Source organism: Undibacterium sp. CY21W, assembly GCF_014284265.1.
Classification (GTDB): domain Bacteria; phylum Pseudomonadota; class Gammaproteobacteria; order Burkholderiales; family Burkholderiaceae_D; genus Undibacterium; species Undibacterium aquatile.
Genome location: NZ_JACOGE010000002.1, coordinates 424,307 through 446,093, shown reverse-complemented (window position 1 = coordinate 446,093; position 21,787 = coordinate 424,307). Strand labels below are relative to the sequence as shown.

Annotated in this window: 19 protein-coding genes; 14 read left to right on the top strand and 5 right to left on the bottom strand. The window is 52.3% G+C overall.

Annotated features, from left to right (window positions below; translation table 11 throughout):
* Positions 1 to 62 precede the first annotated feature (62 nt).
* Both H8K29_RS06625 and H8K29_RS06620 read left to right on the top strand, forming a co-directional pair.
* Complete coding sequence (locus H8K29_RS06625) at positions 63 to 2,348, top strand: bifunctional diguanylate cyclase/phosphodiesterase (RefSeq protein WP_186896931.1); 2,286 nt, start codon at positions 63 to 65, stop codon at positions 2,346 to 2,348.
* A gap of 144 nt (positions 2,349 to 2,492) precedes the next feature.
* Positions 2,493 to 2,816, top strand: a complete 324-nt coding sequence (locus tag H8K29_RS06620) for a hypothetical protein (protein WP_186882985.1) — start codon at positions 2,493 to 2,495, stop codon at positions 2,814 to 2,816.
* Here the strand turns inward: H8K29_RS06620 and H8K29_RS06615 are convergent.
* Positions 2,795 to 5,110, bottom strand: a complete 2,316-nt coding sequence (locus tag H8K29_RS06615) for a cation-translocating P-type ATPase (protein ID WP_222611420.1) — start codon at positions 5,108 to 5,110, stop codon at positions 2,795 to 2,797. The genes H8K29_RS06620 and H8K29_RS06615 overlap by 22 nt on opposite strands.
* 311 nt (positions 5,111 to 5,421) lie before the next feature.
* On the opposite strand from H8K29_RS06615, the gene cadR reads away from it, so the two are divergent.
* Entirely contained in the window at positions 5,422 to 5,853 is a 432-nt protein-coding gene (gene cadR / locus H8K29_RS06610) for a Cd(II)/Pb(II)-responsive transcriptional regulator (RefSeq protein ID WP_186896930.1), read from the top strand.
* A 20-nt stretch (positions 5,854 to 5,873) separates the two neighbouring features.
* Here the strand turns inward: cadR and H8K29_RS06605 are convergent, their stop codons facing one another.
* Positions 5,874 to 6,557 carry a MarC family protein gene (locus tag H8K29_RS06605; protein ID WP_255422777.1) on the bottom strand — a complete coding sequence of 228 codons (684 nt, stop codon included), beginning with the start codon at positions 6,555 to 6,557 and terminating at the stop codon, positions 5,874 to 5,876.
* Positions 6,558 to 6,704: 147 nt separating this feature from the next.
* Between H8K29_RS06605 and H8K29_RS06600 the strand changes: the two genes are divergently transcribed.
* The 7 genes from H8K29_RS06600 (at position 6,705) to H8K29_RS06570 (ending at position 15,234) form a co-directional block, all read left to right on the top strand.
* Entirely contained in the window at positions 6,705 to 7,304 is a 600-nt protein-coding gene (locus tag H8K29_RS06600; protein ID WP_186896929.1) for a GNAT family N-acetyltransferase, read from the top strand.
* Positions 7,305 to 7,384: 80 nt separating this feature from the next.
* On the top strand, positions 7,385 to 9,031 hold the full coding sequence (locus H8K29_RS06595) for a M28 family peptidase (RefSeq protein ID WP_186896928.1): 1,647 nt from the start codon (positions 7,385 to 7,387) through the stop codon (positions 9,029 to 9,031).
* 195 nt (positions 9,032 to 9,226) lie between these two features.
* Positions 9,227 to 10,729 (top strand): efflux transporter outer membrane subunit, encoded by a 1,503-nt coding sequence (locus H8K29_RS06590; protein WP_186896927.1) that lies wholly within the window; start codon positions 9,227 to 9,229, stop codon positions 10,727 to 10,729.
* Positions 10,730 to 10,741: 12 nt separating this feature from the next.
* Complete coding sequence (locus H8K29_RS06585; RefSeq protein WP_370527144.1) at positions 10,742 to 12,055, top strand: efflux RND transporter periplasmic adaptor subunit; 1,314 nt, start codon at positions 10,742 to 10,744, stop codon at positions 12,053 to 12,055.
* A gap of 8 nt (positions 12,056 to 12,063) precedes the next feature.
* Complete coding sequence (locus H8K29_RS06580; RefSeq protein ID WP_186896925.1) at positions 12,064 to 12,915, top strand: ABC transporter ATP-binding protein; 852 nt, start codon at positions 12,064 to 12,066, stop codon at positions 12,913 to 12,915.
* Positions 12,906 to 14,117: an ABC transporter permease gene (locus H8K29_RS06575; protein ID WP_186882992.1), complete on the top strand. Its 1,212-nt coding sequence runs from the start codon at positions 12,906 to 12,908 to the stop codon at positions 14,115 to 14,117. Before H8K29_RS06580 ends, H8K29_RS06575 begins: the two co-directional genes overlap by 10 nt.
* 391 nt (positions 14,118 to 14,508) lie before the next feature.
* The gene (locus tag H8K29_RS06570) at positions 14,509 to 15,234 is read left to right on the top strand and encodes a hypothetical protein (RefSeq protein ID WP_186896924.1); all 726 of its coding nucleotides are present in this window, start codon (positions 14,509 to 14,511) and stop codon (positions 15,232 to 15,234) included.
* A gap of 100 nt (positions 15,235 to 15,334) precedes the next feature.
* Here H8K29_RS06570 and H8K29_RS06565 read toward each other — a convergent pair whose 3' ends face one another.
* The gene (locus H8K29_RS06565; protein ID WP_186896923.1) at positions 15,335 to 17,548 is read right to left on the bottom strand and encodes a TonB-dependent siderophore receptor; all 2,214 of its coding nucleotides are present in this window, start codon (positions 17,546 to 17,548) and stop codon (positions 15,335 to 15,337) included.
* On the opposite strand from H8K29_RS06565, the gene H8K29_RS06560 reads away from it, so the two are divergent.
* Positions 17,547 to 17,684 (top strand): hypothetical protein, encoded by a 138-nt coding sequence (locus tag H8K29_RS06560; protein WP_186896922.1) that lies wholly within the window; start codon positions 17,547 to 17,549, stop codon positions 17,682 to 17,684. The genes H8K29_RS06565 and H8K29_RS06560 overlap by 2 nt on opposite strands.
* Positions 17,685 to 17,865: 181 nt before the next feature.
* Here H8K29_RS06560 and H8K29_RS06555 read toward each other — a convergent pair whose 3' ends face one another.
* On the bottom strand, positions 17,866 to 18,240 hold the full coding sequence (locus tag H8K29_RS06555; RefSeq protein ID WP_255423280.1) for a DUF2946 family protein: 375 nt from the start codon (positions 18,238 to 18,240) through the stop codon (positions 17,866 to 17,868).
* Positions 18,241 to 18,557: 317 nt separating this feature from the next.
* On the opposite strand from H8K29_RS06555, the gene H8K29_RS06550 reads away from it, so the two are divergent.
* The 3 genes from H8K29_RS06550 to H8K29_RS06540 all read left to right on the top strand — a co-directional run bounded on the left by H8K29_RS06550 (position 18,558) and on the right by H8K29_RS06540 (position 21,525).
* On the top strand, positions 18,558 to 20,024 hold the full coding sequence (locus tag H8K29_RS06550) for an APC family permease (RefSeq protein WP_255423279.1): 1,467 nt from the start codon (positions 18,558 to 18,560) through the stop codon (positions 20,022 to 20,024).
* A gap of 53 nt (positions 20,025 to 20,077) precedes the next feature.
* A complete protein-coding gene (locus H8K29_RS06545; RefSeq protein ID WP_186896920.1) occupies positions 20,078 to 20,551 on the top strand; it encodes a CreA family protein in 474 nt (157 codons plus the stop codon).
* 110 nt (positions 20,552 to 20,661) lie between these two features.
* Positions 20,662 to 21,525, top strand: coding sequence for an HDOD domain-containing protein (locus tag H8K29_RS06540; protein ID WP_186882999.1), 864 nt, complete (start codon positions 20,662 to 20,664; stop codon positions 21,523 to 21,525).
* Positions 21,526 to 21,541: 16 nt separating this feature from the next.
* On the opposite strand, the gene H8K29_RS06535 is transcribed toward H8K29_RS06540, so the two are convergent.
* On the bottom strand, positions 21,542 to 21,733 hold the full coding sequence (locus H8K29_RS06535; RefSeq protein WP_186883000.1) for a hypothetical protein: 192 nt from the start codon (positions 21,731 to 21,733) through the stop codon (positions 21,542 to 21,544).
* Positions 21,734 to 21,787: the final 54 nt, after the last annotated feature.

Below are 21,787 nucleotides of genomic sequence, written 5' to 3'. Positions count from 1 at the left end.
TTTGCGCTTGAAAATTTATTTTCATTTTTCTTGATTTATCCTTACTTTCCAGATTGTTGACGATGATGTTTCGCTGGCTGTTCCCAAATGAGAATGCTCTCACGCCCGCCGAAAACGCCGCCTGGAAACTGAGCGCATTACGCATCATCCTGGTTTCAGGCTTTTTGCTCGAAATCTGGATAGCCGTACACACCTCCGCGTCCGCTTTCGCCAGCGGTAACTACAAAGTCATTTGGGTGGTCGGTCTGTTGTATGTGATCAAGTCAGTTGCTATTTATTATTCCACCCGTTCCGTCAGAGCCAGTGCAGGTTTGCTGATTCTGAATATTTACGGCGTCACCCTGGCGGTTGTCACTCTGATTCAGGATCATCAGATCGCCGCGCTCGGTTATATTCTGGTCTATGCAGCGCCCTTGATTGCCAGATTATTTCTGGGACTGAGGCTGGCTTTGTGGCTGATGTTTTTTAATATTTTCCCGTTTTTATTTCTGATTTCCCGGCCTGATCAATACGGCTGGCCCGATCTGCAGGTTTCTCTGTCCAGTGTCCAGACTGATGTACATGCATTAATTTTTCTGTTTTTCAATTTTTGCCTGCCTCTCGCCGTGTTCCGGGTGTTGCATGAGCTTGATTCGACGCTGACCCAGTTCACCCGCGCCAGCAAGGCGCTGAAGTTAAGTCATGCGCAATATCAGGAAATTTTTGAAAATGCGGGAACCGCGTTGATCCTGACAGATCCTGCCGGACAAATATTACAAGCGAACAATCAGGCAAACACCTTACTTGGTCGGCACTCGCACGGCGAGCAATCTCGCGATTTGTTCAGTTGGTTGTTGATGGAGAATAGTGTTCGCCTGCAAGACAAATACGGTCAGGATACAGATGAACTGCGCCTGTCTGCGTACCAGACCCGCGACGGGAAAATGGTTGTGATGAACAATATTTCGCAGACTTCAACCGGTGAATTTATTGTTGCGCTGAGCGACGTCTCGTCTTTTTACGCAATGCACAATGCACTGCAACTTAGTATTGAACGTGAAGATTACCTGAGTAGTCATGATTTGCTGACCAATCTTCCTAACCGGGACATGCTGCGCCAGCATCTGACTTCTGTGTTGGCGAATCAGGACGGGATTCATGTGACGGCACTGGTATCGTTCCGGCTCAACAGCATACGTCACGCCAACCAGCAATTTGGTGCACCTGCCGGCGATACCTTATTGCGGCGCTTTGCGGACGAACTAGGTGCTGTTCTGCCGGAAAACAGTTTTTGCACACGGTTGCGGAGCATCGTATTTTCGTTTGTACTCGAACGCTTCCAGACGCCGGGCGATGTGGTGCTGTTTGTTGAGCAGATCCGCGAAAAAATGCCGAAGGAAATCGAGATTAATGGCGAAATGCTGCAGGTGCAGTTCTCTGCCGGAATTGCTCTGCTGCGCAACGGCGAAAGCGAGCCGGACGATCTTATCCGCCGCAGTGAAATGGCGCTAGATGCCGCCCGGAAATCGAGTGACCAGAGCACCAGCTTGTTTGATGACGCTGAAGCTCAGGAAATCCGGCGGAATATTGAAATTGAGGTCGGTATTATCAGCGGCCTCAAACACAACGAATTTCATTTGATGTATCAACCCAAGATCTGCCATCAAGGTAAGCTCGCAGGGGTTGAGGCGCTGTTGCGCTGGGATTCAGCGAGTCTGGGCAGAGTCTCTCCGGCGGAGTTTATTCCGGTGGCCGAACATTCGGGCCTGATACACCATATCAGCGATTTTGTCCTCGACGCGGTGTGCGCACAAATCCGCTTATGGCTGGATACACATGGCGAGAGCCCGGTGGTCGCGCTGAACCTGTCAGTGATTGATCTTGCCCGTACCGATCTGATTGAACTGATTGAAGAGCGTTGCCAGCATTACCGGATTGAAACCCGTTATCTGGAGTTGGAAATCACAGAAACCGGCCTGATCGCGAACGAGGCCATATCGATTCAGCATCTGAATGCACTCAAAAAACGTGGTTTCAGTATTGCGATTGACGATTTCGGCACGGGTTATTCCTCATTGTCCAAGCTCAGTCATTTCCCTGCACATACGGTCAAAATTGATCGCTCATTTGTCGCCCAGATAGGCTACAACCCCAAGAGTGAAATGATCATCAAAGCGATCATTTCACTGGCAGAAATTTTGTCCTGTAAAACAGTCGCGGAAGGTGTTGAAAACGAAGACCAGGAAAGCTTCCTGAAACAGGTCGGCTGTGATTTCTTTCAGGGATATTATTTCTACCATCCGCTGAACCGGCGCGATATGAGTGATTTGCTGGTCAGTAATCTACCGCTGTTGCAACAGGCAAGTTAGTCATCACTCGTCATACAAATACCACGTCGTCTATGGTTTTTGCGGCAAACTGTCGTGCGGGGCGGACTGCCGGAGGGAAAAGCGTAGCCGCGCTATCCGGCTTCAGATAGAATCAGATGAAGACTACCCTGATGGAGACTGCATATGTATCTGGATCACCCAAAAATTTCTGCAACGAACAGCGAAACCGAACCAGACCGGATCGAGCGTCTGAGCCGTGTCTACGGCTATGCGATGGGGCTGGCGGACATCGACCGTAATACTGCCTGCATTACCAAGCTGGCAAAAATCCATGACCACAAAGGAACCCTGATGGTGATCTGGCACGAAACGCCAACGCCGACAGAGAAAAATTACTTTATGCGCGCCTGGCAAAGTCGCATCGGTGACGAATCCGATCAGGTCGAGCACGCATTGATACTCAATGAGCCAGTCGGCGAGACAGCTCAGACATCTTTACCTGCATAACGGGACAGCCGCACACCATTGAGCACCACCAGCAGGCTGGTGCCGGTGTCGGCAAAGACCGCCATCCATAAACTCGCATGTCCGCTCAGCGCGAGTGCAAAAAATATCAGTTTGACTGCCAGTGCAAAGCCGATGTTTTGCCATAAAACCTGACTGGTTTTGTGCGAAATACGGATGAATTCCGGCAATTTGCGCAAATCATTCTGCATTAAAGCGACGTCTGCGGTTTCTAATGCGGTGTCGCTGCCGGCGGCCATCGCAAATCCTATATGCGCCGTGGCGATGGCCGGTGCGTCGTTAATACCATCGCCAGTCATGCCAGTGACGCCTTGTGCACGCAGAGTTCTGATCACATCGAGTTTATCTTCCGGCAGCAACTGGCTGCGTACATCGCTGATGCCGGTTTGTGCCGCAATTGCCTGTGCGGTCGCGGCATTATCTCCGGTCAGCATCAGGGTGGTAACGCCAAGCGCGTGTAACTCGGCAATCGCCGCCTGACTGCTTGCCCGGACCTGATCTGAGATTGCAATCAATCCGAGCAATTGCTGTTGGCGACACAGAAAAATAACGGTGTTTCCCTGTTGTTCGAGCACCTGCACTTGCGCATCAAGATTTTGCCAGCCAACGCCAGGTGCAACGATGCTCAGTGCCTCAAGCATCGCGCGGTTGCCGAGGTAGCAGCGCTGGCCATCGATTTCACCACTGACACCGCGGCCACGCTGTACTTCGTATAACTGGGCATTCGTGACGCCGGATAATGCTTCGTTGCAGGCAGCGGTGAGCGCCATTGCCAGCGGGTGACTGGAGCCTGCATCCAGACTGGCGGCAAGACGCAAAATTTCTTTTTCATCCAGATCGCTGAAGCTGCGTATCAGATTCACGCCGGGTTTTCCTTCTGTGAGCGTACCGGTTTTGTCGAAGGCCAGTGTTTTCAGCAGTTTGCCTTGTTCCAGAAACAGCCCGCCTTTGACGACGATACCGTGGCGCGCAGCCAGTGCCAGGCCGCTGACGACAGTGACGGGAGTTGAGATCACCAGCGCACAAGGGCAGGCAATCACCAGCAGCACCAACGCCCGATACAAGCTTTCATGCCAGTCTTGTTGTAGAAACAGCGGCGGCAGTATGGCCGTCAGCAAGGCCAGCACAAACACCACCGGCGTATAAATGGCGGCAAAGCGATCAACGAAACTTTGCGTCGGCGCGCGCTGGCTTTGTGCTTCCTGCACCGAATGGGCAATGCGTGCCAGCATGCTCGCATTCGCCGGAGCCGAAACGCGTATCTGAAAAGTGCCGGATTGATTCAGCGTGCCGGCATAAACGACGTCGCCTTGCTGTTTGTCGACCGGCATGCTTTCACCGGTGATGGCGGCCTGATTGACGCTCGATTGTCCGGATTCAATGATCCCATCCAGCGCAATTCTGTCACCCGGACGACATTGCACCAGCGCGCCGATGGCGATGTCGCTGGTACTGACTGCCAGCCAGCTGCCGTCGGTCTGCTGCACCTGTGCCGTTTCTGGCGCTTGTTCCAGCAAACCGCTGATCGCATTGCGGGCGTGGATCAGGCTGGCTGCTTCTATCATTTCTGCGACGGCGAACAGAAAAATCACCATCGCTGCTTCCGGCCACTGACCGATGGCGATTGCACCGGCCACAGCCGCCGTCATCAGCAGATGAATGTTGAGGGTGAAATGGCGCAGCGCGATCCAGCCTTTTTTCAGGGTAGGGATACCGCAAATCAGTATCGCAAACAGCGCCAGTACGCCTATCATTACAGAGCTTTCTTTGCCGCTGATCCACGCGATGACTTCCGCACTGAAAGCCGCGATGCCGCCCAGCGCCATTTTCCAGTATTGGCTGCGTGACGGTTTTTCAGTCAGCGCCGCATGTGATTGCCCGACATCCAGCGGCGTGCCGGACATGCCGACGGCTTTCAGTTTGCTGTGAATATCGGCAATATTTTGCTGGCGGTGATGGACGGTCAGAATCCGGTTCAGTAAATCAAAATCCAGTCGCAATACATCAGGCAAGCCTGACAGCGAACGACGGATCAGCGCTTCTTCGGTCGGGCAATCCATCTGTGCGATATGTAAACGCAGACGTTGCGCATCCTCCGGCAGATCAGGCTGAGGTTCTTGTGCTGCCACTGATTCCGCCGCTGCTGTACATTTCTGATGCCCGTGCCCGCACTCACTTTGTTTGCCTTCATGGACGTGCGCGTGTGCATGCGGCTCTGGCTGAGCGGATTTTTCCGGTGTGTGGTCGTGACCACAACAAGCAATTTTTTCTGCCATATCACATCCTGATGTTTTCATTTATGTTTAGTGTAGACTCTGGAGTGACTACGGGGTCAAGAATTTTTTTGAGGATATTATTCCGCACTTGTTCCGATGGGGATATTGCATGGAAAACATGGTGGCAGCGACTGAAAAGCCGCATCAGAAAAGACGTCAATACAGGCCGATATTCATATACTCCCCCCTGTTTTTAATGAAATCACTCTATTGTCAGTATAAACAAAGGGGCTTTTTATATACCCGGGGGAGTATTAATTAATCATGAATACCTCTTCATCAATCCATCATCATTCAGCGTGAGTGAAAAAATGCGTATCAGTGAACTGGCGAAAGCGACCGGAGTGGATCTGGAAACCATCCGGTATTACGAAAAACAAGGATTGTTACCGGCACCAGAGCGAGAGGAAAACGGTTACCGCAGCTATACCGGCGAGCATCTGGAGCGGCTGTCGTTTATCCGTCATTGCCGGGCGCTGGATATTCCGCTGGCCGATGTGCGCAGGCTGGTCGCCTTCATCGCCAGTCCGGCGGAAGATTGTGGCGACATTAATCTGCTCATCGATCAGCAGATTACACGTGTCAAAGCCAGGTTGAAAAGCATGCGGGCGCTGGAGAAGCAACTCAGTCAGTTACGTGCGCGTTGTGACGACCGACATCATGGAAAAGAGTGCGGTATCTTGCACGAGCTGGTGGCGGCAGCGCATGGCGAAGCGTGCGCCTGCCATGCGGAGAACCAATGAAATAAATATCGCGTGAAGAATCAGCGCAGACGTATATCTGCCATCAGATCAGAGACACCGGCCCAGCCGATTTCTATGCCAATACAGAGCAGAATAAACGCGGACAAACGCATCAGCACCGTGGCACCGATATCGCCGAGGAAACGTTCCATATTCCGCGCAAAGCGGTAGCACAGATACACCACGAGCGTTGTCAGTAACACGCCCATCGCAGAGGCGAGACTGGTCAGCAGCCAGTCGATAGGCTTGTGTGGCATTTGCGTACCCAGTGTGACGGAGGCCGCAATCGTGCCGGGGCCGACGGTTAATGGAAAGCTGAACGGATAAAAACTGCGGCGGCGTAATTCTTCACGGCTCCACTGTCCGCCATGCGAAGCGGCGACAGAATTCAGCAATTTGTCCTGACTCTGGTCATTCAGTAATTTCCAGCCGGCCATGCCGACCACGATGCCCCCCGCAACGCGCACGATAGGCAGCGAAATGCCGAAAAAATCCAGCACGTAAGAGCCGATAAAAATCGCGCCCATCAGCAGGAAAAAACAATTGATCGCAATGCGTTTCGCCAGCCGGTTAGCGATTTCCGGTTCTATCGGCCCTGTCATCGACAGAAAGATAGGCGCAATCGCAATCGGATTTAAAATTGGCAATAAAGTGATAGGCACCACCAGCAACGCCTTGAAGAAGACGATCATCGCCATACTCATAAAAACTCCTGAAAAAATAGAGTGCCCGATTATGCAACAGAATATCTAGGAAATATCCGGTTTCTGGTTTTAAATGATGGAACTTAGTTGCTGTATGTTAAATGTATATAAATATGTGCGCAGGTGCATGCATAAATAATTTTGATTATGTCAGAAAAATCTCCATTTCCCCTGATTCAGACCCCGCACTTTTTGTTACGACAAATTGTCGCCACGGATCTGACGCAGATTTTTCGCGGCATGTCTGATCCGCGTGTTACCGAGTATTACGGTATCAGTTATGAAACGCTGGAATTAACGCAGGCGCAACTGGACTGGTTTGAATTGATTTACGAAACCGGCACCGGAATCTGGTGGGGCATCTGCCATCGCGACGAACCGCAGCACTTGATCGGCACTTGCGGTATCAATGAGTGGGAACAGGATGATCATTGCGCCGAAGCCGGATTCTGGATTTTTCCTGAATACTGGGGTAAAGGCGTGATGCTTGAATGTCTGTCTGCGATGCTCGATTACTGTTTTACGAAACTCAGTCTGCATCGCATGCAATCGATGGTCGAACCCGATAATCCGGCAAGCTGGAAGCTGATTGAAAAACTCGGCTTTCAACTCGAAGGAATTTTGCGCGAATGTGAACGCAAGGACGATCGCTATGTCGATCTGCGATGCTATTCTTTACTCGCGCGCGAATGGCGGAACAGAGTGCAGCCACAAGCGACCATCGTTCATTTTCCCGCTTCCACTTAGCGGTACGAAATATGCGCTGTGAAAGGGTGTTTTACACGCAGCAAAACACATCCAAATTTTTACTTCCTCCTTATCCTGATATGAATATTTTTTCTTACGCTGTAACGCTGGGCTTACTCGGACTGACCACCCTCAATGCGAGTGCGCAGACCGCAACACCTGCCAGAGTGATCAGTGAACCTGTGCTGCGCTCACATCTTTCTTTTCTCGCCGATGATCTGTTGGAAGGACGTGGCACCGGACAGCGCGGCGGTGATCTGGCGGTTCGTTATCTCGAAACCCAGGCCGCCATTATTGGCTTGCAGCCGCTGAAGTCGTCGGCAGTTGCTGGCTACCGGCAGTCTGTGCGGATTATCGGCAGCCAGACGCTGCCTGAGAGTCGCATCAGTTTTCAGGCAAACGGCCGTACGATAACGCCGACGCTGGGCAGTGAGATCGTGTTCGGCTCTTCCGGTGGCAAGGAGAAAGTTGCACTGGATACGCCCGTGGTATTTGTTGGCTACGGTATCCGCGCACCGGAAGAACAATGGGATGATTTTAAAGGCATTGATGTCAAAGGCAAGCTGCTCATCATGATGGTGAATGATCCTCATCCGACGAAAGAAGAACCGCAGCGCTTTGCAGGTGAAGCGCTGACGTATTACGGCCGCTGGACATACAAGTTTGAAGAAGCGACGCGGCAGGGAGCCGCAGGCGTATTGCTGATACACACCACGCCATCGGCCAGTTATGGATGGAATGTACCGCAAACCAGCTTTAGTCACGAACGTTTCAGTTTGCCGGGGATGGGGAATGCAGTCGAAGGTTGGTTACAGGAAGAAAATGCCCGCACTTTGTTTTCTGCTGCCGGATTCGATCTTGATCGTTTGCGTGCCAGTGCCGAACAGCGTGATTTCAAACCTGTCGATTTGCACATCAAGGCTCAGGTCAACATACAGAATCATGTAAGACAGGTCGAGCAGTTTAATGTGCTGGGGATGGTGCCTGGAACCGATCCCAAACTGGCGACAGAGGCCGTGATTTATTCTGCGCACTGGGATCATCTTGGCATGGAAAAAACTGCTGACGGCAAAACACATATCTGGAACGGTGCGGTGGATAATGCTTCAGGCAGCGCAGCCTTGCTGGCAATGGCGCAGGCAGCAGTCAGGCAACCGGCAAAGCGCACGCAGATATTTTTGTGGCCTTGTGCAGAAGAACAGTATTTACTGGGCAGTCAGAGTTACGTCAGCAATCCACCCTGGCCGTTGGCAAAAACGGCGGCAGACTTGAATCTCGACAGCATGAATTTTGTTGCCGCCACACATGATATCGGCGTGGCTGGCAGCGAACGTAGCAGTTTGTATGAAAGTGCGGCAAAAGTCGCCGCGCAAATGCATTTGCAACTGGCGCCGGCGGTACCCGATCTGGGCGGCGCGTATTTCCGCGCAGATCATTTTAATTTTGCGCGGGCAGGCGTGCCTGCATTCAATGTTGGTTCAGCCGTGTTTTCCGGTGATGGGCATTTCCATTTTGCGAAGCAGCCGGAACAGGCGCTGAAAGAGCAGATGAAGAGTTTCAAAGCGGACTACCACACCGAACGCGATATCTATCATGCGCAATGGGATTTAAGTGGTATGGTGCAGCAGGCACAGTTTACGTTGAACCTCGGATATGAGGTCGCGAATACAGATGCGATGCCGGTCTGGAAAAAAGGTGAGGCGTTTGCGAACGTGAAGCGTCACTGATATTTTTCTGTGTCGTCGGTCTCTCTGATGATCCGCCCGTGATTGCATCTGAATAATGGCGTTTGTCTGATCAGAGGCAATAGTCCGTCACAAAGCGATACACACGTATCGCTTTATTAACGCCAGCGTAGCGCTACAATTTGTGCTGACATGACTATCAGGTTTGATGGCTTAATGAAACACAAGAAAAATGCTATGAAGCGCAAAATTTGCCTGCTGTTCCTGCTGTCACCTCTGGCCGCATGTGTCTCTTCCGGCGCACCGCCATCGACAAGCATGATCACCGGCGTTGAGGTTCCTGCCGCGTGGTCTGGTGGTCTGCGGGTTGTCAGTGCAAAAGGCGCAGTGCCATCGGCGAGTGTGCCGCACACCGATATCTCAGTCTGGTGGCAGCGCTTTCAGGATCCGCTGTTAAATCAGCTGATCACACAATCACTGCAAGCCAATACCAGCGTTCAGAATGCGCAGGCGGCTTTACGACAGGCGCGTGCTTTGCGTGATGTCAGTGCGGCTGCTTTATCTCCAAAAATAAATGCCTCTGCTTCGGGGCAGCGCAGTAAATCGGGCGACATCGCGCCTGCAAATTCGTTCTCGACGGGATTTGATGCCAGTTGGGAGCCAGATATTTTTGGTGCCAACCATCAGGCACTGGCAGCCAGTGAAGCAACTGCCCGCGCCAGTGCCGCCAGTCTGGGTGACGTGCAGATATCCGTTGCTGCTGAAGTCGCGCTGAACTACATACAATTGCGGACGACTCAGGTTCGTCTAGCAATTGCGAAGGCGAACGTCGCGAGTCAGGCTGAGACTTTGCAAATTACGAATTGGCGCGTACAGGCAGGCTTGTTGACCTCGCTTGAAGGTGAACAGGGGCGCGCCGCCAGCGAACAGGCGCAGGCACAAATTCCGTTACTGGAAACCACGGAAGCGCAGAATTTGCACAGCCTTGAAGTGCTGTGCGGGCAGACACCGGAATCTCTGCGTCAACAACTGCAGAGCCGCGCTGCGAAGACTGGCGACATGCTGAGCGCTGCCAATATTCCTCAGACCGACGACAATCTGGCGCTGAGCCTGCCTGCTGAAACTTTGCGCCAACGCCCCGATATCCGCGCGGCTGAACATCAGATCAATGCCGCGCTGGCGCGGGTGCGGCAGGCCGACGTCGCGAATTATCCCAGCTTTAATCTGAGTGGCTCTCTTGGTCTGCGCGCGCTGACGGTCGGCGCGCTTGGTGGTAGTGGCACTTTGCTCAGTAGCGTATTGGCGAGTGTTTCGCTACCGGTGTTGGATGGTGGCGCCAACCGGGCGCAGTTGCAGGCGCAGCAGGCCGCACTTGAGCAGGCGCAGCTCACGTATAAAGCCGCTGTGCTGACGGCCTTACAAGATGTGGAAAATGCGCTGGTCGCACTGAAGAACGACAGGGAACGTCTGCAACGTTTGCGCAACGCTGCCGATGCTGCCAACAATGCAGCTTTGTTGGCTCGTCAACGCTTTGCCAGCGGTCTCATCGATTTCCAGACCATCCTTGAAACACAGCGTACTTTGTATAGCGCGCAGGATGCCGTGGCCAGTACCAGCAACGATCTGGCCGCAGATTACGTGCGCCTGTACAAAGCGCTGGGCGGCGGCTGGCAGGCCGATCAGGATGAATCCGGCACGCGCGTGACAGCCGTAACCAGAGCTAACCAGAACAGTAATTAAACTGAAAAAATGATGACTACACCTCCCGTGATGACGACGAAAACCGGAGCGGAAGCGCTCAATTTGCTTGACGACCCGCATGCCCGCGTCTGGTGGCGCCGGCCTGCGTTTTGGCTGATTGTTGTGCTGATGACTGTGCTGCTCGCAGCCTGGTTTTTCTGGAGTAAAAATCAGGCGAATCAGGCCGCGCCCGTGTTTGTTACCACGCCGCTGGCACGTGGCAACCTGACCTTATCCGTGATGGCGAATGGTACTCTGCAACCGACACGCTCGGTCAGCATAGGCAGTGAATTGTCCGGTACAGTCAGCCGTGTGCTGGTCGATGTGAATGACAAAGTCAAAAAAGGGCAGGTGCTGGTGGAGCTTGATACTGCTAAGTTAAACGATCAGATCGTCCGTTCGCGGGCGGCGCTGGATGCTGCCAGAGCAGCTTTGGCACAGGCCAATGCGACGGTTAAAGAGTCGCAGGCGAATTTCGATCGCTTGCAGGAAGTAGCGCGTTTATCCGGCGGCAAAGTCCCATCGAAAGCCGAACTCGACACCGCTGCTGCGACGCTGGATAGGGCGAAAGCCACGGTCCTCAGTGCAGATGCGAATGTGCTCAGTGCGAAGGCCAGCTTATCGACCGATGAAACCAACTTAGCGCGCGCCTCTATCCGCTCGCCTATCGATGGCGTGATTCTGACCCGTTCGGTTGATCCCGGGAATGCGGTGGCGGCATCACTGCAAGCTGTCACCTTATTTACGATAGCAGAAGATTTGATGCATTTGCGTTTGCAGGTGAATGTCGACGAGGCCGATGTCGGTGCCGTGCAGCTCGGGCAGAAATCCAGTTTTACCGTCAGCGCTTATGCAAATCGCCAGTATCCGGCCACGATTACCCGCGTCGCGTATGGCTCTACGATTACCGATAATGTGGTGACTTACATCACCTATCTGGATGTGGATAACAGCGATCTTAGTCTGCGTCCCGGAATGACGGCATCGGCCACGATCACTGCGAAGGAAAGAAACGATGTGTTGATCGTACCGAACACGGCTTTACGTTTCACTCCATCACATGGCGGCACAGCTGCGGCGCCGGGTAAGAGCGGTCTGATGACGAGTCTGATGCCACGCCCGCCTGGTCAGGCAGCGCGGAAGTCGGCCACAGAATCGGCGAATGGCAAAAAAGTGCAGCAGATATGGATATTACGTGACAATGCGCCGGTCGCGATTGCGGTGACGCGCGGTATCAGCGACGGCAAAATGACAGAAGTCAGTGCGCCGGAATTGCAGGCGGGCATGCAGGTCATTACTGAACAACGTCAGATTGCCGCAAAATGAGTTCTGAAATGAGTTCGGATATCCCAGCTATAACGAAGACGGCACCAGTGCCTGAGACGAAGATCACCGATGCGGACGCTGATGCACTGCCCTTGATACGCTTGCGTGGCGTCACGAAACAATATGGCAGCGGGCAAGCGGCATTGATGGCACTCAAAGGCGTCGATATTGACATTCATGCCGGTGAGTTTGTCGCGATTATGGGGCCCAGCGGATCGGGTAAATCGACTGCGATGAATATCATTGGTTGTCTTGATACGCCATCCGGCGGTGAGTATTTATTTCAGGGCATGCATGTTGAAGCCTTGTCGCGCGATCAGCGCGCCCGCTTACGGCGGCGTTATCTCGGCTTCGTGTTTCAGGGATTTAATTTGCTGGCGCGTACCTCGGCGCAGGAAAATGTTGAATTGCCGTTGTTGTATCGCGGCGAAAGCCCCGCGAATCGTCATCGGCTGGCAGCGAAGGCCTTGGCATCGGTTGGTCTGGCGGGCTGGGAACATCACACGCCGGCAGAATTATCGGGTGGTCAGCAGCAACGTGTCGCTATCGCGCGTGCCATTGTGACCGAACCGGCGGTGTTGCTGGCGGATGAGCCGACCGGCAATCTCGATTCTCAGCGCAGCCGTGAAATCATGGAGCTGCTGTCGCGTCTGAATCAGGAACATGGCATCACTATCATGATGGTCACACATGAACCGGATATGGCTTTGTATGCCAAACGTATCGTCCGCTTTGTTGATGGCCTGCTCGATACCGATACCATCAATCCGCATCCGATCGCGATATTGTCAGCAGACGCAGCAGATACAGTAGCCAATGCGGCGGCAGCGGTGGCAGAAGGAGGCGCAGCATGTTCCTGAATACGATATTGCTGGCACTACGTTCGATACGCCGTAATCTGCTGCGCTCATTTCTGACCATCCTTGGGATCGTGATCGGTGTCAGCGCAGTGATCACCATGGTGACTTTAGGCAACGGTGCGACCGCTGCGGTGCAGGCGCAGATATCAAGTCTTGGCACCAATTTATTGCAGATTCGCCCCGGACAGCGTATGAGCTTTGGCGGTGGTGGCGGTGCCGGCACTGCTTCGTTTAAAGAAGCCGATGCCGAAGCTATCGCCTCGCAAATCGGCGGTGTGCAAGCCGTGGCACCCGAAGGCCGCGCCAGTGCTGTCGTCGTGGCGAATGGCCGTAACTGGTCGAGCAGCGTGACTGGCAGTACCAATGCGTGGCTGCGTACGAATAACTGGACGCTGGCGGCAGGACGTCAATTTGAAGAAGGCGAATTGCAGGCTGGTTCAGCCGTCTGCATTATCGGTGAAACAGTGAGAAGGGAATTGTTCGACACACGCAATGCGGTTGGAGAACATTTGCGCGTCAAGCAGTTTTCCTGTGAGGTTGTCGGTGTGCTGGGGTCGAAAGGGCAGGCTGCCATGGGCAATGATCAGGATGATGTGGTGCTGATTCCTTTGCATACATTGCAGCGTCGTGTGACCGGCAACCGTCGCGTTGCCACTTTGCTGGTCTCGATGAAAGACGACGCCGATAGTGAAACCCTGAAAGCCAGTCTGACACAATTGCTGCGTGAGCGTCGCAAACTGGCCGATACCGATGAAGACAACTTCAATGTGCTCGATACCAAGCAGCTGGCTGAAACTATGTCTGGTACCACCAAGGTCATGACAACCTTGCTTGGTGCGGTCGCTGCTGTGAGTTTGCTGGTCGGCGGCATCGGCATCATGAATATCATGCTGGTCAGCGTCACAGAACGCACCCGCGAGATCGGCTTGCGACTGGCGATAGGTGCATTGGAGCGTGAAGTGCTGTTGCAATTTCTGATTGAAGCCACCGTGTTATCGACCCTCGGCGGCATCATCGGCATCGTGCTGGCAGCGGGCGCCTCGATCCTGCTCGCGCAGATCATGCAGGTGCCTTATATGTTCAATACGTCGATTAACCTGATGTCGTTTTTCTTTTCAGCTGGCATCGGTATGCTGTTCGGTTATTTCCCGGCGCGTCGTGCCGCCCAGCTTGATCCGATTGAAGCCTTGCGACACGAGTAAGCTCACAATAATCGTGGTGACGGACGATGGTCTGTGACCACGATTACTGATAATGCCGATGATCTTTTTCTTCAAGCCTTTTTTCACCTTTCCTCCGAGTTTTACCTCCTTATTCCATAAGCCCTGCAAGTGAGAATTGCTCCGGAAGGCGCATTAATACTGAGAGATCGGTTTTCAGTTATTTGCTAGATACGTTCATTTGAAGTATCTCTGCGTTGTTGCCCGGATGTGTGCTTGTAATTTCTACCACGCGATCGTACTACACCGATTGATTAAACAATGCGGCAAATCCTGGGCAATTCTTGTCTTTGAATTTTGATGATTTTTTGTAAACTATGTAGCGTATCAGCAGAGAATAAACCGTTATTTCATTCAGCAGGAGAGACATACCATGAATATTCAAGGCATCAGCGGCGCGAGTGCATGGTTTGACGTAGCGAAGAAAACGGGTACTTTTTCCACTACCGTTCCGGCTCAAACACCCGCTTCGGCACGTAGCAGTGATACTGCCAGTATTTCCGGGGCAGCGCGCGACAGGCTGATGCAAGAAATAGCATCGCAAAGCGCCAGATCTGCTACGCCGTCAACGCCATCAACCCCTGCGGTTGCCAGCTTCGACACCGACAAAGGAAGCGTGGAGCTGAACATCGACGATTATTTTTCCGCCAGCCCACAAAAACCGTTTGCTGAATTACCGCCCTTACTCATGCCTTCCCAGCAGAATATTGACGCGCTGAGTTCGCATATTTCAAATGTGTTTCCCAAATTTTTATCTGACCATGGGATATCGTCTGCGCCTGCCAGTATCTCGTATGACAGCATGGGACAGGCGGTATTTCCGGCAGACTACCCTTATACGGAGCAATTAAAAAAGGCACTCGATGAGACACCATCGATGGCGCGAAAACTCATGACCGTGGTTGGCATGACCGATGCAAAAAATGCGCTGGATGAAGGAGTGAAATTCCAGCAGGAGTATACAAATGCCCAGAGCCAGAACGCGTTGGGAGCCGTGATTGCAAAATATGGCAGCCTGCTTTCGGGGCAGTCCTCTACGTCTCCGGTTTCTTTGCTTTTTTCTGAGGATGGACGCATGCAAAACACCCGCAATGTGTAATCTTCTTTTTGCCCGCTTTCTGAACTGCACTGCCCGCTGAGATAAGCCGGGCAGCTGCATGTGTTCAAACTCAGGCCTGAAGGCCGTTGTTAGTATTGCATTAAAACTTCAGCGAGACTCCCGCATACACAGAGCGTCCGCTACCCGGCACCTGCGTATCATGCGCGACGCCAGCTCCCATCGTTGCTCCTTGTCCCAGATACGCGCCACCCAGCGGCAAACGGTAGAAGCGGTTCAGCACGTTGTCGATACCGACATCAAAACGCGCCTGTTTCCAGGTATAGCTGCTGCGCAGATTGAGTAAGGTGTAGCCAGCGGTACGCAGTTCTTTGCGAATGTCCGAAAGATCGGTTTTTGCATCGACCATCTGTACTTCCAGCGTATTTTCCCAGTGTTCCTTTTTCTGCGTCAGCGACAGGCGCGCGTTCAGCGGCATGATGTTATACAAGCCGCTGTCGGTCACGGTGTTTTTAGCGTTCACATAATTCAGTAATCCACTGAGCGAAACACTGCCGATTTCACTGGTTTTGATGAGTTGCTTGTGACCGGAAATATCGAGCCCGTACAGCCTTGCTTTCTGGTTGCTGAGGCTCAGATTCTGAAAACCATCTTTGCGTGTGCCACAGGTTTTACCGACTGCCGCACAGCTGGTGGCGTCAATGTAGTCGCGCACTTGCGTGTAGTAGGGCGATACTTTGAATTCCCAGTCGGATAGCTCCGCATCATGCCAGTTCAGCGTTGCACTCAGGGTATGCGCAACTTCAGGGTTTAACTGGAGATTGCCGACATAGCCATTGCCATCGCCAAACCAGTTGTTCATGTTCATGACCATGGTGTTGTTGCTGGCCCAGGTGTAACGCTCATACAGATTCGGCGAGCGCGATTTCATCGCATAGCCACCATCCATACTGAACGTGGCATTGGGCGTGTAGCGGGCGGTGGCTGTGAGGTCGAAGTTATTATCTTTACGCTGACGGTCGGCCGCATTGAATGCACCGGGGACAGAACTTACCAGCGCCGGATTGCCATACATGCTGCTATAGCCAGCGACATTGCCACTATTCATTTTCACGCTTTCGTAGCGCAAGCCCAGTTGCGTCATCCATTGCGGCGTCCAGCTGGCATCCCATTCAGCAAACATGCCCAGACGATCACGCTGACCATCGGCGATATTCACAAACGTATTTGGTGCCATCATCATGCCGGTGCCGGAAGCGATCCACCAGTCATTCATACGGTAGCGCTGATATTCCGTGCCGACACTGAGCTTGTCGCGCTCTGATAGCATCAGATCAGCCTTGATCAGCGCGCCGGTATTTTTGCCTTCGGTATCCATAGGCATGCCGGGGGCGTTACCGTACCAGAACTGTTTATCATCGCCGAAATTCATGCGATGCCGTGTGTGTTCGTTATACAGGCGTGCTTCCAATGTACCCCAGTCATACTGGCTCTTGTAGCGCAGATTGACCTGTTCACTGTTATTGCCTGTCATATCCATGCGCTGATTCGGAAAACCCTGATAGGGAATATTCTGCGTGCCGATACGCAGTTCCAGCAGTTGACCGGCGTTACGCATCGCGACAGACAGCGATTGGTTTTCAGATTTATAGCGTGATGAACCAACCTCATCAGCGGCGATCCAGGCTTTATCTGCTGCCGCTAATTTTGCTGCCTTGAAATCGTTGGCAGCATGATAGTTACCGCTTTCAGCAATCGCGCCGGTGTAATTCAGGCTCCATATTTCTGTGGCATAAGTCGCTGCAAAATTGACGCCTTTGGCATTGCCATTGCTGCGATAAAAGCTGCCTGCCTGGCCTTTGAGCAGGGTGCTTTGACCAGCTGCCGCGAATTCCGGCTCAGGTGAATTTACCTTAATAGTGCCGCCTATGCTGTCGCCGCCAGTGCTGACGGGGGCGATGCCAGTCAATACCTGAATACTGCCCACCTGCGTAGGATCGATATATGACAACGGCGGATTCATATGATTGGCACATGCTGAGATCAGATTCATGCCATCAACCTGTATCCGCAAGCGATCATCGGCGAGGCCGTGGATCGCCGGCAGACTTGAGACGCCTCCCGCGAAATACAGGCTGACACCGGGAACGTCGCGCAACAGCGTTGCGACATCGCTGGTAGCAGCGAGCGCCGACTTCTGAGTGACCCCATCGATGTTCGGTGCCGGAATTTTTTCGGCATGAATGACGACTTCCGATGGTTTTTGTAATGGTAATTCCTGTGCCTGAACCGCCGCGCAAGGAAGCAGAGCCGCGATGGACGTCGCCAGAATATGTTGTTTGAATTGGGTTTGCATGAAATATGGTCTCTCTTATGTGGTGCGTTGCCACAGCCGGGAACAAGACTGCAGCAGCCATGCTCAGAAAAATGATGAGGTTCCGGCGATGGTCGGTGATCGTATGGTGCGCAGACAGTTGCTGCACCAAGGCTGAAAGGCGTATCCGGTCAGTTAATCGCAAGTTTCCGTGCGCGTAATTCAACGCAACTCAACGCAACTCAACGCAACTCAACGCAACGCAATTAAACGTAATTAACGTAATCAATGGCCGCGCGCAGGTAGCGCACACATGTCGGTCAGACGCGTACAGGAGAAAACAGAACCGGATAGGGTCTTCAGATTACCGGCGGACCCCGTGCAGGGAGAGGCGCTGAGACGGTAGCCGCAAGCCGTGCAGCCGGAATCGACTGCGTGGCATACGACAAAGCATGCGGAGGTTCGCAAACACTATTTGACGCAACAGCAGGAGGGAGTGTCGTTGCAACACATAAAGGGCAATCGAGTAAATGCGTCTGCGCGCTGCTTTTGCCCTGGCCCGCATCCGAGGTGTTGCCGACCAGTTTATATCCGGTGCTGGTACAGATCAGATTCATGGCATCTGGCTTCATCAGCGGCGAGGCCATCGCAACGCCGAGCGTCAGTACATACATCAGTAATACTGTGCGCACCAGATGGTGAAATGTCAGCAGGGAAATTCTTGGCATAGGCATAAGTTTGGAATGCTAACATCACCAGTGGTTTTTACCATGATGTATCACAAACTCTGCAAATTACGGTAGTTGACGTTGTGCCGGAGGGATTTGCCGCTATCATTGCGTTTTTCGTGTAATCGTCATGAAACAAACGGAATTGAGTTGGTCAGCCTACCTGGATGTTATGTGTGTACAGTTTTTGCTTACAGACATTGTCCGTAGCTGACCGGCGAGTTCTGCGTTCAATTACACTTTTACACGCCGTGCCAGATCTGAGTGTCTGGTCTTCGCTATTTCATCAGATGCGCAGCAGTTTCTGAAAACAAGGAATGATCTTGAGCTTTATATCATTAGCCCGCCAATTAACCCGCACGAAACCTATCGATGCTCATGAAGTGATCATTGAGGAACAGCATCAGCATAGCCTGCATCGCTCTTTGGGATTGTTTTCGCTGACCATGATTGGTGTCGGTGCCACCATAGGAACAGGCATCTTTTTCACCATGGTCGAAGCGGTACCTAAAGCAGGGCCATCGGTTATTTTGTCGTTTCTGATTGCGGCACTGACTGCCGGGCTGACGGCGCTTTGCTACTCTGAATTATCGGCGCGGATTCCGGCTTCCGGTTCTTCGTATTCATTTGCATATGCTACTGTCGGTGAATTCGCAGCGTTTGTGGTTGCAGCCTGTCTGTTACTGGAATATGGACTTGCGGCTAGTGCGACAGCGATAGGATGGTCGGCTTATCTGAACAATTTTCTACACAATGCGCTGGGTTGGCAGATTCCCGAGATGCTACGCACGCCGATGATCGTTGCCGGTGCCAATGGTGTTGAAATTCATCCCGGGCAATTTAATCTGCCGCCGGTGGTGCTGGTGATCATTTGTTGTTTCTTGTTGTTGCGCGGCGCGAAAGAGTCGGCGACCGTCAATGCGATTATGGTCATGATCAAACTGGCGATATTGGTATTTTTTGCAGTGATTGCCTTTTCCGGTTTTCACGCTGAACATTTCACGCCGTTTTTTAATACCAACAATAGCAAAGGGCTGGCGGGCATGGCGGGTGTGACTGCCGCTGCCGGCACGGTCTTTTTCTCTTTTATCGGGCTTGATACGGTGGCGACCGCAGGTGCGGAAGTCAAAAATCCCAAGCGGAATGTACCGTTGGGAATCATGGCGGCGCTGATTGTTGTCACCGTGTTTTACATGCTGGTCGCGATTGCTGCCGTCGGCGCTCAACCTGCACATATGTTTGAGGGGCAAGAGGCGGGGCTGGCGGTGATTTTGCAGAATGTGACAGGTAAGGCGTGGCCGGCTTTGGTGCTTTCTGCAGGGGCGGTGATTTCTGTATTCAGTGTCACGTTGGTGACGATTTATGGACAAAGCCGGATTTTGTATGCGATCAGTAAAGATGGTCTGATTCCTGCTTCATTTCAGAAAGTGCATCAACGCACACGCGCTCCGGTGATTAATACCGTGCTGGTTTGTCTGCTGGTCGGTATCGTCGCAGGTCTGGTAGACGCGACATTTTTGTGGGATATGGTCAGCATGGGAACGCTGGTGGCTTTCATCGTCGTTTCCGCATCCATTCCTGTGATACGTAAAAAAGGAATCGGGCATGGCGTGCAGGGTTTCCGTGTGCCGTTTGGTCCGTACCTGATTCCGGCGCTGAGTATTTTTGCCTGTTTATATATTCTGAAAGACCTGTCGGGAACGACATTTAAAGTATTTTTTATCTGGATGTTCATTGCGATCAGTATCTATTTCGCATACAGCAAGCGTCACTCGGCGTTGAATAAATGATGTCTGGCAGCGGATGCCTGATATGAATGAAAAATGAATGAAAGGCGAACAACATGAAACATCAGATTCTGGCATGTGCAGCACTGGCTTTATTTTCAACAACGGTCTGCGCTGAACATATCGGCAGCGTGGATACGGCATTTAAGCTGATAGGTCCCGATCATAAGGTGGTGGTGGAAGCTTATGATGATCCTAAAGTTGCGGGCGTAACTTGTTACGTATCCCGCGCCAAGACTGGCGGCATTTCAGGTGGCTTGGGATTGGCAGAAGATAAGGCTGAAGCGTCGATTGCCTGTCGTCAGGTCGGGCCGGTCAGTTTTCCGGCGCCGTTAAAGCAACAGGAAGAAGTGTTCAATCAGAGTTTATCTATTCTTTTCAAAAAGTTACGCATTGTCCGCATGGTCGATCAGAAAAGAAATGCTCTGGTTTACCTGACCTATTCGGATAAGCTGATTGATGGTTCGCCGCAGAATAGTGTTACAGCTGTGCCGGTGGACAGAAATACCCCGATTCCCGTGAAAAAATAAGGTGAATCAGTGCCAACCAGAACCTGAAAACACACGCCATACAGTTCTTTCTACGCGGTAATATGCGTTAAAATGGGCGTTGCACAATATTATTCAATTGCTGTTTTGATATGACTCCTCCAAGCACTGCACACGTCGCCAGCGATCAATCCGTTGACGCCCTGATCAAAACCATACGCATACCGCCACGTCCCAGCATGCTATTGGATTTGCAGACGGAGTTAGCCAGCAAAGAGCCTGATCCGGGACGGCTGGCAGCCATCATTTCAAATGATGTGTCCTTGTCGGCATCTTTACTCAAAGTCACCAATTCGTCTTTTTTTGGCTTGCGCCTGAAGGCCACTTCCGTTGCGCATGCCGTGAAACTATTGGGCATACAGCAATGCGGTTTGCTGATGACGGGAATTATTGCGCGTCAGGCAGTGCAGACAGAAAAAATTCCGCTCGCTAAATTCTGGGATTTCTCGTCTAAACGGGCGCAGGCAATGGCGCATCTGGCGAGCCGTATGCGCATTTGCTCAGCAGATATTGCACACACATTCGGCTTATTCTGTGACATTGGTATTCCATTGTTGCTGGAACGTTTTCCTGATTATCAGGAAACGCTGGTGTTAGCCGGTAATGACGTCAACGAAAAATTTACAGCAATTGAACAGAAGCGACACAGCACCAGTCATACGTCCATTGGTGCTTTGATGGCGCGGACCTGGGGATTACCGGAAGAAGTGTCGAACGCAATATTGTTGCACCACGATTATCTCGTGCTAACGGATTCTGCGACCAATGACCGTGTGCGGGCTTTGGTGGCGCTGGCGCTGGTGTCGGAATATGGCATATACCGTTACCACGGTCAGGAAAACTGGGCTGAGTGGGACAAAGGCGGGCAACTAGCCTGCGATTTTCTTGGTCTGGCGAACGACGAAGTTGAAGATCGTTTTGAAGAGTTGCACGACTTATTCAACAGCGTACATTAATTCTCGCGGCGCTTGTTCAGCGCCCACCCAGCAAACGTGCTGGCAACATGACAATCGCACGCAGTAATTCGAAAACGCCATCAACGGCAATCCCGAGTATTCTGAATGGCAGTAACAGCAGCCAGAATAAGGGATACAGCAACAGCGCCATGATTGCCAGCGGCCAGCACAATACAAATAAAATAATCCAGATCAGCAGGGTCAGCATGATGCTCAGGCCAGTAACTGGTGAATCAGATTGCTCAGCATGACCAGCGCGATC

Bases quoted from the DNA above. Each gene is read 5' to 3' on its own strand.
- H8K29_RS06625 (WP_186896931.1), top strand. From the start codon at position 63: ATGATGTTTCGCTGGCTGTTCCCAAATGAGAATGCTCTCACGCCCGCC.
- H8K29_RS06620 (WP_186882985.1), top strand. From the start codon at position 2,493: ATGTATCTGGATCACCCAAAAATTTCTGCAACGAACAGCGAAACCGAA.
- H8K29_RS06615 (WP_222611420.1), bottom strand. From the start codon at position 5,110: ATGGCAGAAAAAATTGCTTGTTGTGGTCACGACCACACACCGGAAAAA.
- cadR (WP_186896930.1), top strand. From the start codon at position 5,422: ATGCGTATCAGTGAACTGGCGAAAGCGACCGGAGTGGATCTGGAAACC.
- H8K29_RS06605 (WP_255422777.1), bottom strand. From the start codon at position 6,557: ATGAGTATGGCGATGATCGTCTTCTTCAAGGCGTTGCTGGTGGTGCCT.
- H8K29_RS06600 (WP_186896929.1), top strand. From the start codon at position 6,705: ATGTCAGAAAAATCTCCATTTCCCCTGATTCAGACCCCGCACTTTTTG.
- H8K29_RS06595 (WP_186896928.1), top strand. From the start codon at position 7,385: ATGAATATTTTTTCTTACGCTGTAACGCTGGGCTTACTCGGACTGACC.
- H8K29_RS06590 (WP_186896927.1), top strand. From the start codon at position 9,227: ATGAAGCGCAAAATTTGCCTGCTGTTCCTGCTGTCACCTCTGGCCGCA.
- H8K29_RS06585 (WP_370527144.1), top strand. From the start codon at position 10,742: ATGACTACACCTCCCGTGATGACGACGAAAACCGGAGCGGAAGCGCTC.
- H8K29_RS06580 (WP_186896925.1), top strand. From the start codon at position 12,064: ATGAGTTCGGATATCCCAGCTATAACGAAGACGGCACCAGTGCCTGAG.
- H8K29_RS06575 (WP_186882992.1), top strand. From the start codon at position 12,906: ATGTTCCTGAATACGATATTGCTGGCACTACGTTCGATACGCCGTAAT.
- H8K29_RS06570 (WP_186896924.1), top strand. From the start codon at position 14,509: ATGAATATTCAAGGCATCAGCGGCGCGAGTGCATGGTTTGACGTAGCG.
- H8K29_RS06560 (WP_186896922.1), top strand. From the start codon at position 17,547: ATGAAATATGGTCTCTCTTATGTGGTGCGTTGCCACAGCCGGGAACAA.
- H8K29_RS06565 (WP_186896923.1), bottom strand. From the start codon at position 17,548: ATGCAAACCCAATTCAAACAACATATTCTGGCGACGTCCATCGCGGCT.
- H8K29_RS06555 (WP_255423280.1), bottom strand. From the start codon at position 18,240: ATGCCTATGCCAAGAATTTCCCTGCTGACATTTCACCATCTGGTGCGC.
- H8K29_RS06545 (WP_186896920.1), top strand. From the start codon at position 20,078: ATGAAACATCAGATTCTGGCATGTGCAGCACTGGCTTTATTTTCAACA.
- H8K29_RS06540 (WP_186882999.1), top strand. From the start codon at position 20,662: ATGACTCCTCCAAGCACTGCACACGTCGCCAGCGATCAATCCGTTGAC.
- H8K29_RS06535 (WP_186883000.1), bottom strand. From the start codon at position 21,733: ATGCTGACCCTGCTGATCTGGATTATTTTATTTGTATTGTGCTGGCCG.